General features: G+C 50.7%; 10 protein-coding genes. 5 read left to right on the forward strand and 5 right to left on the reverse strand.

The features are described from left to right. Positions 1-37: 37 nt before the first annotated feature. The 4 genes from CSR04_RS15360 to CSR04_RS15375 form a co-directional block, all read right to left on the reverse strand. On the reverse strand, positions 38-781 hold the full coding sequence (locus CSR04_RS15360) for a substrate-binding periplasmic protein (protein ID WP_102797189.1): 744 nt from the start codon (positions 779-781) through the stop codon (positions 38-40). Between the two features lie 75 nt (positions 782-856). After that, positions 857-1921, reverse strand: coding sequence for a ferrochelatase (gene hemH / locus CSR04_RS15365; protein ID WP_102797190.1), 1065 nt, complete (start codon positions 1919-1921; stop codon positions 857-859). A 22-nt stretch (positions 1922-1943) separates the two neighbouring features. Next, positions 1944-3503: an AbgT family transporter gene (locus CSR04_RS15370; RefSeq protein ID WP_102797191.1), complete on the reverse strand. Its 1560-nt coding sequence runs from the start codon at positions 3501-3503 to the stop codon at positions 1944-1946. A 290-nt stretch (positions 3504-3793) separates the two neighbouring features. Further along, positions 3794-4942: an AGE family epimerase/isomerase gene (locus CSR04_RS15375; protein ID WP_102797192.1), complete on the reverse strand. Its 1149-nt coding sequence runs from the start codon at positions 4940-4942 to the stop codon at positions 3794-3796. 79 nt (positions 4943-5021) lie between these two features. Here CSR04_RS15375 and CSR04_RS15380 point away from each other — a divergent pair, with 79 nt between their 5' ends. Continuing rightward, the gene (locus CSR04_RS15380) at positions 5022-6389 is read left to right on the forward strand and encodes an MATE family efflux transporter (protein WP_102797193.1); all 1368 of its coding nucleotides are present in this window, start codon (positions 5022-5024) and stop codon (positions 6387-6389) included. Positions 6390-6431: 42 nt separating this feature from the next. Here the strand turns inward: CSR04_RS15380 and rsmI are convergent, their stop codons facing one another. After that, entirely contained in the window at positions 6432-7283 is an 852-nt protein-coding gene (gene rsmI, locus CSR04_RS15385) for a 16S rRNA (cytidine(1402)-2'-O)-methyltransferase (RefSeq protein WP_245921662.1), read from the reverse strand. Between the two features lie 111 nt (positions 7284-7394). On the opposite strand from rsmI, the gene CSR04_RS15390 reads away from it, so the two are divergent. From CSR04_RS15390 to dolP, 4 genes are read left to right on the forward strand one after another with little or no spacing between them, the layout of a single operon-like run. Next, the gene (locus CSR04_RS15390; RefSeq protein WP_172449385.1) at positions 7395-9182 is read left to right on the forward strand and encodes a penicillin-binding protein activator; all 1788 of its coding nucleotides are present in this window, start codon (positions 7395-7397) and stop codon (positions 9180-9182) included. Continuing rightward, on the forward strand, positions 9169-9528 hold the full coding sequence (locus CSR04_RS15395) for a YraN family protein (RefSeq protein WP_102797196.1): 360 nt from the start codon (positions 9169-9171) through the stop codon (positions 9526-9528). The genes CSR04_RS15390 and CSR04_RS15395 overlap by 14 nt, the downstream gene beginning before the upstream one ends. Further along, positions 9525-10118 carry a phosphoheptose isomerase gene (locus CSR04_RS15400; RefSeq protein WP_102797197.1) on the forward strand — a complete coding sequence of 198 codons (594 nt, stop codon included), beginning with the start codon at positions 9525-9527 and terminating at the stop codon, positions 10116-10118. The genes CSR04_RS15395 and CSR04_RS15400 overlap by 4 nt, the downstream gene beginning before the upstream one ends. A 3-nt stretch (positions 10119-10121) precedes the next feature. Next, a complete protein-coding gene (gene dolP / locus CSR04_RS15405) occupies positions 10122-10706 on the forward strand; it encodes a division/outer membrane stress-associated lipid-binding lipoprotein (RefSeq protein ID WP_102797198.1) in 585 nt (194 codons plus the stop codon). Positions 10707-10749 lie beyond the last annotated feature (43 nt).

Here is a 10749-nt window from a genome sequence, read left to right on the forward strand (position 1 = left end):
GCACAGCAAGATGAATGCCAGGCGAAACTGGCAATATTTAATCCACCAACAGGGCGTACTGGCGTTTAAGTTGTTGAATTAGCCCTTCGGCTTTGAGCAATTCCACCCGCTTGTTCAGTCTTTCCACCAGCTCATCACTGGCGTCGGGATTCAAAGCAAGATGATTACCGGTCGATCGCCTTGGTAAGGCCATAGCAGGCTCCAGTTGCTCAGCATCATAGCCCGCATCCCTGGCCATGTAGGGCATGGTTAAATCCGACCCCGGTATCAATTCAACCCGCCCCATAAACACCATACTGTAAGTGTCACTGATGCGGGCAACAGGGTAGAGTAACTCTCCTTCCTGCATACCTAACGCCAGCAAACGCTGATGCCATTCACCATTTCGCACCACCGCAATTCTTAGCTTGATGGCATCATTGAGGGTTCGAACATCAATGTCCTGTCGTTGTCTGAGACGGTAAAAATAGGGCTGGGATGAAACCAAAGGCCCCACCCATTTAAACTGATTCTCTCGGTGAATATTGCGCGGCAGAGTTAACAGCGCCGTATTCGGCGTTTTATTCACCAGTACAACCGCTCTGGCCCAATTGATTTTTTCCATCCGGTACTGGATGCCTTCATCATCAAGAGCCTGGCTGATTAACTGATAATTAATCCCTCCAGGGCGGCCATCCTGAATAAAATGATAAGGTTCAAGATCCTGTGTGTAGATAACAAGCGTGGGGGTGGCCCAAAGCTGGCCGCTGAGAAGGAAGAGAAAAGTCCATGCACACTTCATACGTCCACTGTAAAGGATGGCGGAGGCTCACAAAACAGTAGCACAGATTCTCTTCACTGTACTACCGTCGTGACTTTAATGCTGTTCCGCTAACTTTGCGCGATCCTGTTGATCGCTCAACCGCCAGCCCTGCAAATTTTGTCTGATGACATTGGTCAGGGCCTGAATATGTTCTGCACTGGCATTCAATGCAGGGATGTATTCGTAACGCTCACCGCCCGCCTCAAGAAAATAGTCGCGGTTTTCAACCCCAATTTCTTCTATGGTTTCCAGGCAATCGGCAGAAAAGCCAGGACATACAACTTGCACTGACTTGACCCCTTCGCCCGCTAAGGCTTTGAGTGTTTCATCGGTATAGGGTTTAAGCCACTCTTCCCGGCCAAACCGGGACTGAAAAGCACTCAGGTAATGGATCTTGTCCAATCCTAGTTTTTCAGCAACCAATCTTGACGTTTTCAGACACTGACAATGGTAAGGGTCACCGTTATCCAGATAGCGTTGAGGAATGCCGTGATAGGAAAACAACAATCGTTCTGCCCGCCCATGCGCTTGCCAATGTGTTTGAATGGAATCAGCTAACGCCTGAATATAAGTCTCTTGATCATGATACTGACCGATAAAACGCACTTCAGGCATCCATCGGCGTTTTTGCAGACAAGCACTGACAGCATCAAATGTCGACGCCGTCGTGGAGGCACAGTATTGCGGATATAAGGGAAGAACCAGTAGCTTTCTAACCCCCTGGTCCAGCATCCGGTTAATGGTGGAATCGATGGATGGATTGCCATAACGCATGGCAAATTCCACAACCAACGACTCCCCCCATTCAGCCGCTAAAGACTGTCGTAATGCATTAACCTGGTCTTGGGTGTGAAACATCAGCGGCGAACCCCGTTCTGTCCACACCGTTTGGTAGGCATGAGCACTGCGCGCCGGACGAATGTTGAGGATCACCAGATTCAGAATCAGCCACCATAGCCAGCGCGGGGCTTCCACCACTCTGGGATCTGACAAAAACTCCTTCAGATAACGTTTCAGCGCTTGCTTGGTTGGCGCGTCAGGGGTACCGAGATTGGTCACCAATACCCCTATTTTGTCAGGCTGGCTATGATTAAAGCTTTCGCTGTTGCGATACTGCATGCTGATTCCTCAAATGCTACATTCAGGGTGCGTAATAGGTTGGCGCCCCCGGTCCTACCGGCATACCCAGCAAAAACACCCATAGGTAAAATAATACTGTCCAGCCGACAAAAAAGATCATGGAATAAGGCAACATGGTAGCAACTAAGGTACCTATTCCCAGATTTCTCTGGTAACGACTGGCCACCGCCAGAATAAGCCCAAAATAACTCATCATAGGGGTGATCAGATTAGTTACTGAATCACCAATGCGATAAGCGGCTTGAATCACCTCCGGGGCAAATCCTACCAACATCAGCATGGGCACAAAGATCGGGGCGGTCACCGCCCATTGCGCGGACGAGCTGCCAAGCGACAAGTTCACTATCGCACACATCAAAATAAAGAACACAAAGACCTCTGGCCCATCCAACCCCATAGCAGTCAACAGCGCTGCGCCTTTCACCGCCAGCACGGTGCCAAGATTGGTCCAGTTGAAAAAGGCTACGAACTGAGAGGCAAAAAACACCAGGACAATATACATCCCTAAGGTACTCATACCTTTGGACATGGCATTTATCACGTCTTTGTCATTTTTCATGCTATCCACCGTTCTTCCATAGACAAACCCTGGAATAGCAAAACCAACAAATATAAACACCACTATGCCATGCAAAAATGGCGACTTTAGAATACCACCGGTTTCAGGGTTGAGCAGAATGCCACCTAACTGGGGGACCAGCGTCATGCCAATCACCAAGGATACCGCCAATACCGCCAATCCGGCATTGCGCAATCCACGTTTTTCCTGTGCGGTCAGGGCTTGCAGCTTAGGGGTCTCAAGGTTCGCTTCTGCATTAGCCTGATTAAATTTGCCCAACCGAGGCTCGACAATTTTTTCGGTAATGACGGCGCCCAGAATGGCAATCATAAACACGCTGACAAACATAAAGAAGTAATTGGCCTCCGGACCGACGACATAGTCTGGGTCGATCATGCTCGCCGCTTCGGTTGTCAGACCTGCCAGCAAGGGATCGATGGTGCCCAGAAACAAATTGGCACTGTAGCCGCCGGATACACCAGCAAACGCCGCTGCCAATCCCGCCAGAGGGTGACGACCTAAAGAATGGAAAATCATCGCCGCCATGGGGATCAATACCACATAGCCCAGTTCAGATGCGGTATTGGATAAGATACCGGCAAACACCACGGTAAAAGTTACCAGTCGGGCGGGCGCTTTTAACACCAGTCCACGCATTGCCGCCGATAACAAGCCCGAATGCTCGGCCACAGCCACACCCAGCAAAGCCACTAATACCGTGCCCAGCGGCGCAAAACCGGTAAAGTTGGTCACAAGCCCGGTCACAATGCGCTGTAGACCATCAGCGCTTAACAACGAAATGACTTCAATCATACCGTCCGGCTCGCGGCCTGCAGCCCCCAGCGGTCTAGGATCAGCAACACTGACATCCAGATAACCAAGTAGACCACTTAACAAAATGATAAACAGTGAAAAACAGGCAAATAACGTGATGGGATGGGGCAACAGGTTACCAAACCACTCAACGGTGGAAAGAAAGCGGTTAAACCAGCCGCTTTGCATCTGCTCTTTATTGGTGGAGCTTTGAGTATTTTCTGCTAGCAAAGGATGACCTCGCGGTTTCTGTCTAGAAGGTGAATAAGACCTAGTCTAACAAAAAACCGGCTAAAAATAGAATTCAGTGTAAAAGCCTTATTTTTCCACCACTAGCAGTTAAAAATCAGTTATGTTACCCAAGCTTAAAACATTCACCCAGAACAACTATCTATTTAAAACAAGCCCCACAGAGGTGATACGGCAGAAATAACCAGACTTGCAGTCAGAAAATCACCAAACCTTTATTTCTATACATTTCATTTATTCTGGCAGTAGCTGAATGCCTCAACGCATGCCATCATCAGATGATACATTGAAGTGGCGGGGGCAGACTGAGCCAATGGCTGATTGTGTTCGTCGAGACGCTCGATATACAGTCCCGGCACAGGGCAGTTGAGGTGATGCTCAAACAACGCATTGATGGCCTTTGCCGCTGCCAGCTCAGCCCCTGGCCGGCCAATTCTGGCCTCAGCCAAATGCGCCTTAATCAGCTCAGTTACCGTCCACAGGCGTTTTGAGGCCTTCGTTACCTGTCCAAGATGATTCACTTCGTCAAATAACAGACCATTGCGATCCTGACCAAACTGTATTCCCCGCTGGTATAAAGTGTCGCAGTATGCGCTCACCGGTGCATCACTAAACATCTGATAACGGCGCAGTAACCATACCCATTCCATATGGTGCCCTGGTTCAACAGCCTGCCCTTGCGCAAAGCTGAGAGGGCTTAAATCCTGGTGAAAATATTCATAAAGCACACCGTGTTGGTGCGAAAAGAACTTAAGCTCAAATAAGCTGAAAATCTCTGCTGCTCTGGCCAGCCATTTTGCCTCACCGCTGGCTTCGTACCAGGCCAACAGCGCTTCAAACAGATGCATATGCGGGTTCTGCCGACGCGTCCCCCCCAGGCTGCCTTCCAACCATCCGCCGGTTGTGGTCTTGAATGTGCTGTCCAGCATTGCCAGCAAACGCTCGGCACGCAGTTTGGCACAAGTATCGCCAAAGGCTCGAAACTGATAGGACCAGGCCAGTAGAAAAAACGCACAGTCATAGGTGTCCAGACTGTTGTCCACCACCTGATGGGCCGCATCCAGTTTAAATACATAGGCACCGGGGTATTGCGGATGGGTGGCATGGTTATCCAGATAATGCTGTATTGCCGTCACTATCCCCTGCCCCTGGGCACACCAGCCCAGTTCATAAGCCGCCGCATAGGTAAACATTTGTCTTGCCTGCACCCGGGTGCGCCGATCCTGTGCAAACTCGGCCTTGCCTAGTGCATTCATGCATTCGGTACTGGCCCCAGAGCTTGATTCAATGCCTTGTTGTTGCCACAACGGCAATGCATACGTTTGCATCCAGTGGGCAAACTTTTCCGTTGCTTGTATAAGTGGTGCTGATACTGTCATGGCTTAATACATCCGGCATTGGCAATGGGCAGATAATATTGCACAACTGCCAGGTTGCAACCGCTTTTGGAAGCGAACATTGAACACCAGAGCACAACAACAGGGGTTATGGGGCTTAAGCAAGCCGCTCTTACTGGAGCAGGCATTGCAGTTTTGCGTGCCCCTTATGGACACTTTATTCCTGGCTATTATCAGCGATGCCGCCGCGTCTGCAGCAGGGGCGCTGGCGCCGGTGCTGTTCTTATGTGGCAATATTATCTGGGTGACGGTATTTGCCGGCGCCAGTATTGCCAATCAGCGCCTGGGCGCAGGCAAGCTGGATAAAGCTAAAGCGACAATCTGGATTTATGCCTTCTGGTCAGTGCAGTTGGGTATTTTGATTGCCCTGTTACTGTATTTCACTGCCCCTTGGATTACCTCGATAATGGGGCTAAGTGGCGATATCGGCCTGAATGCCAGAGAATATTTACAGGTGGCCTTTGCCCTGATTGTCGTCTGGGCAGTTAAAGGTGTCTGTCATTCCATTCTCAATATGCATGGCCTGCCAGGCTGGAATCTGCTCGCCAATCTGGTGTACTTTGTGGCCAACCTGGCCGGTAACGCCATTGTGGTCTTCCAGCTATTTGGTATAGCCGATTACGGAATAAGTGGCGTGGCCTGGGCCAGTGTCATTGCATCCAGCCTGGGCGTGTTAGTCAGTGTAGCGGCCATTACTGTTAATGTGCCTCTAAGGGTCAGCATCCTGCAGCTCAAACAGAATGTCGCCAATGTCAGTCAGAACCTGGTGCGTATTGCCGCTCCCAGTGCCATTGAGCCCTTATCTTTTGATATCAATATGGTGGTACTTAACAGTATGGCAGCCAAACTGGGGGCGCTGGCACTGGCTGCCAAGGTTTATACGTTCAATACCTTTATGCTTGGCCTGATAATCTCGGTGGCCCTGACCACCGCCACACAAATTCTGGTTACGCAGAAAGTCGGTGCAGGTGAACTGGACCAAGCCGATCAACAATTACGCCGCAGCCTGCGGATTGCCTTATGGGGAACCGGGTTAACCGCCGCTTTACTGGTGACTTTGCACCATCCCATTATGCGTCTTTACACCCAGGATGAGCTGCTGCTGGCCGGAGCATTCTGGTGGTTTCTGCTGGCAGCGTTATCTGAGCCCGGGCGTACGGTCAATATTATGACCGGACTAAACTTGCGGGCGACCGGCGACGGTTGGTATATCTCGGCGGTGGGATTGTTGTTTACCTGGTTGGTGGCACTGCCGCTGGCCTATCTGCTGGCTTTTGTGATGGATTTGGGCCTGATTGGCCTGTTGATCTCTGCCGTGGTGGACGAATCGGGTCGCGCAGTTCTGTTTTACCGCCGCTGGCGCCAGCAACACTGGCATCATTCCCATGTACACGCCAGAGAAACCCGAATACAAGGTAAGCAGGATTAAAAGCCAACGCAATTGAGCCCATGCTTGGTGTTCAACTTAGGACTAATCAGCAAACGACAAACCCAGTTGATACAACTCGTTTTTCTTAAGCTGATAGTGACTGGCGGTCAAAGCTGCGGCTTTTTTTAATGGCAGCTCGGCCATCAGTAATTTCAGCAATGCGATGGCCTCTGCCGGTATTTCACTGTTGTTGTCAGGGGCAGGAGCGATCATCAGCACAAATTCACCTTTCTGATGTACGGGATCTTCACGGAGCCAGCTCAGCACATCTTCACTGCACCCGCCATAAAAGGTTTCGAAGGTTTTGGTCAATTCCTTGGCCAGTACTACCTGACGCTCCGCACCGAGTTCATCCACCAACATGGCCAGGGTTTCTTCTATTCTGCGTGGCGCTTCATAAAAAACCGTGGTCGCCCTGGCATCTACCAGATTGGCCAGACTCGCCCTGCGCGCAACCTGCTTAACCGGCAAAAAACCCTCAAAGCTAAAGCGGTCGGTGGGCAAACCTGCTGCACACAAGGCCGCAATGGCTGCGCAAGGTCCTGGCAGAGGCACCACTTTAAAGCCGGCACTGCGGCACAAACTAACCAATGCATAACCAGGATCGCTGATCAGCGGTGTGCCTGCATCACTGATTAATGCTAGGCTCTGTCCCTGTTGCAGACGTTCTAAAAGTTGCTCAGCACGCTGTTTTTCATTGTGATCATGCAGCGACAACAATCGGGTTTGAATCTGATAGTGGCTCAGCAAAGTACGACTATGGCGGGTATCTTCTGCAGCAATCAGGTCCACTTCGGCCAGTACCCTTAAAGCGCGCTGACTAATATCCTCCAAATTACCAATGGGGGTCGCGACAATATAAAGACAGCCGCTGTGCATGGATGATTGTTGCATAGTTCGCTCATTAAAGTTTGAATCGCGCTATTCTACCTTGCATACATGTGAATTGCCGCAAAGCTGAGGTAGAATTGCCGGGAAACGCCAACCCCAAGCGCAGGAATGCTGATGTCCAGGATGAGAACCCTTACATATGCTATTGCTGTCATCGCCTTGAGCGCCTGCAGTTCAGCGCCCAAAGTGAGCCGCACTGACTCCACCAGCATCCGTCCGCAGCCGCAACAGGCGCCAATAATCTTAAATGCGCAGCAATATCTGCAACAAGCAAGACTCTCTGTCGGCGATAAACAGAAAAGCCTGCTGCTGAATGCCGCCCTGGCGTTCAGACAGGAACAAGACTGCACCAGCGCGCTTAAAGTGCTCAAGCCTTTGCTGCCTGCCCTGCAGGAGCAGGGCCTGCTGGATCAAGGCCACTTTTTACAAGCCCGTTGCTTAACCGACTTAGGGCATTGGTCACTGGCCAGGTCCAGTCTTCAGCAGGTTAGCCAAAATCTGCATATACTCCCCAAACGACTTGAGCTGGCGGCAGAGCTGGCTGAGCATTTTGGTGAGCATTATGCAGCCGCCGGGCACCTGGCTGATTTGGCTAGTCTGCAACCGGATCGACAACAGGCATTGAACAAAACTATCTGGAAATTCATTCAGCAAACACCGGATGATGTGCTTCGAACCAGCACTTCCAGGCAAACTGCCTTGCATCCCTGGGTGCAACTGGCAGATATCAGCAGAATGCAAAGCGGGGAAAGCCTGGCCACACAATTAATGGACTGGCAAAACCGTTATGGCCTGGAACTGCCGGAAGAGTTGCAACCATTGTTAGCACTCTCAACGGGTTTGCCAAAGCGCATCGGTATCATTCTGCCCTTGTCTGGCCGCCTGGCCAATCAAGGCGAGGCACTAAAGGATGGCATATTGGCAGCCTATTTTACCGGGGCACAAAGTGCCCGGCCGGAATTGCACTTTATTGATTCGCTGACATTGGACAATCAGAGCCTTGCCACACTGGATTTGCAGTATGATTTTATAGTTGGCCCTCTGCTCAAAGAAAATCTGGATGCGTTCCTGCCGCAATTGCCAGCACAACTGCCGATATTGGCTTTAAATCGTCTGGATCAACCGTCAAGCCAGCAAAATCGCTATTTTTATTCCCTGGCGCCAGAAGACGAAGCAGAGCAACTAGCCAGTATCCTTGCCCAGAAAGGCTATAAAACCCCGTTAGTGGTAAACGCAGACCGCCCTGTATTCGAGCGCATGACCAGCAGCTTTACGACCAAGTGGCAGGCCCTGAATCAACCCGAACCCAGACAAGTCAGTTTTACCGACAATAAATCCATGCGCGCTGCAATGGAGAGCTTGCTGGATGTCAATCACAGTAAACAACGTATCGGCACAGTAGAAAAATTAGTCAAACAGGAAGTGCACGCCTTCGCCCGCAACCGTAGGGACGTCGACGTCATTGTGGTGTTTGCCAGCGCAGCACAGACTGAATTACTGAATCCTATTATTGAATCCAGTATCAGCCCTTTTGCGCAGATGGTACCGGTATATGCTTCCTCGCGCAGCTTTAGCCAGGAGCTGGGTAGTAACAGCTTGCGTGACCTGCGGCATCTGACATTTGTCGATATGCCCTGGATGTTAAGCGATGAAAACAATCAACTGAGAGAACTCAGCCGACAACTTTGGCCTCAGCGTAATGATGGCCAGAGCCGACTGTTCGCAATGGGATATGACGCTTATAACTTGTTACCGAATCTGGCGCAGATGGCCAGCGTGCCACATATGACCAGGGCAGGGCTGACGGGAAGCCTTAGCATGGACGAATTTAACCAACTTCGTCGCAGCCTGCCGTTGGGACGAGTGGAGCAGGAGAAGGTTATCCGCCTTGCAATGGATTAAGCAAAGACTTTCCGGGCTGCGTGGTCAGGCCGCCGAACAAAAGGCCTGCCGCTATCTGACGGCGCAAGGTCTGGCGTTAGTGCAAACCAACTATCGCTGCAAATCGGGTGAGATTGATCTGATCATGCGTGACCAGCAGGAATGGGTGTTTATTGAAGTGAAATTTCGTTCAAAATCGTCGCACGGCAATGCCAGTGAATATTTTGACCAACGCAAAAGACGCAAATTCGAATCCGCCCTGCAACATTATATGCAAGCTAACAGACTCAACCCCGCCATCGTGCCGCACCGCATCGATCTGGTCGCCATTGACGGGCAGCAAATCCAATGGATTAAGTACCTATGATTGAAAGTATTAAAGCCAACTTCACTGAAAGCATTCAAACTAAAATTGCCGCCATCGAAATGCTTCCTGACGTGATTGAACGGGCCACCTACATGATGGTACAGGCATTAATTGCCGGCAATAAGATCCTATGCTGCGGCAATGGTGGCTCGGCCGGTGACGCCCAGCATTTTGCTTCACAACTGCTAAATCGTTACGACAGAGACAGACCCAGCCTGCCGGCGCTTGCCCTGACCTGTGACAGCGCCACCATCACTTCGGTGGCCAACGACTATAGCTACGATGAAATCTTTTCCAAACAAGTGCGGGCACTGGGGCAAAGTGGTGATATTTTACTGGCTATCTCCACCAGTGGTAATTCGCGCAATGTCATTATGGCAATGGAAGCGGCACTGAATCGTGATATGACCATTATCGCTCTCACTGGTAAAGACGGTGGCGAGATGGCTGGCTTGCTGGGCCCCAATGATGTAGAAATCCGGGTACCATCGAATAAAACACCGCGCATTCAGGAAGTGCATTTATTGGTGATTCATTCCCTGTGTTGCGCCATTGACGACTGTTTGTTTCCAGATCATAGCGGAGAATAAACCATGACTAAGCGCTTCTCGTCCTCCATGTTGTTACTGGGTTTTGTGTTAGGTGCCAGTCAGTTATCGGGCTGTGCGGCCGTTATTGTCGGCGCAGGCGTAGGCGCTGCTTCGGTGGCCCATGACAGGCGCACTGTCGGCACTCAGTTGGACGATGCCACCCTGGAGTCACGTATCAGCAGCAAGCTCAGCGGCCACCAACAGATAAAAGAGCTGGCGCATATCAATGTGCAAGTCTTTAATGGTGTGACCCTGCTGGTCGGTCAGGTGCCAGACGAGCAATTAAAGCGTGAAGCACAGCAATTGGCTGAAAGCCTGCCACATGTAAACCGCCTGCACAACCAACTCCGCTTAGGTCAACCCACCCCGGCCTCCGTGCGCACTCACGACGTTTGGCTGGCGACCAAAGTGAAATCCAATCTACTGGCTGACAAACGGGTCGACGGCTTACACATTAATGTGGTGGTAGAGGATTCAGAAGTCTTCCTGATGGGGCTGGTAAGCAATCAAGAAGCTAACATCGCCGTGGATATCGTCAGAAACATTGATGGAGTCGTGAAAGTTATAAAAGCGTTTGAATACTTATAAAGAAGTTTACCTGCCAACGTAAATAAATATTTCCGCCTCGTGG

Origin of the sequence: Bowmanella denitrificans (genome assembly GCF_002887595.1) — a bacterium.
Taxonomy (GTDB): domain Bacteria; phylum Pseudomonadota; class Gammaproteobacteria; order Enterobacterales; family Alteromonadaceae; genus Bowmanella; species Bowmanella denitrificans.

Bases quoted from the DNA above. Each gene is read 5' to 3' on its own strand.
- dolP (WP_102797198.1), top strand. From the start codon at position 10,122: ATGACTAAGCGCTTCTCGTCCTCCATGTTGTTACTGGGTTTTGTGTTA.
- CSR04_RS15390 (WP_172449385.1), top strand. From the start codon at position 7,395: ATGTCCAGGATGAGAACCCTTACATATGCTATTGCTGTCATCGCCTTG.
- hemH (WP_102797190.1), bottom strand. From the start codon at position 1,921: ATGCAGTATCGCAACAGCGAAAGCTTTAATCATAGCCAGCCTGACAAA.
- CSR04_RS15375 (WP_102797192.1), bottom strand. From the start codon at position 4,942: ATGACAGTATCAGCACCACTTATACAAGCAACGGAAAAGTTTGCCCAC.
- CSR04_RS15360 (WP_102797189.1), bottom strand. From the start codon at position 781: ATGAAGTGTGCATGGACTTTTCTCTTCCTTCTCAGCGGCCAGCTTTGG.
- CSR04_RS15370 (WP_102797191.1), bottom strand. From the start codon at position 3,503: ATGCAAAGCGGCTGGTTTAACCGCTTTCTTTCCACCGTTGAGTGGTTT.
- rsmI (WP_245921662.1), bottom strand. From the start codon at position 7,283: ATGCAACAATCATCCATGCACAGCGGCTGTCTTTATATTGTCGCGACC.
- CSR04_RS15400 (WP_102797197.1), top strand. From the start codon at position 9,525: ATGATTGAAAGTATTAAAGCCAACTTCACTGAAAGCATTCAAACTAAA.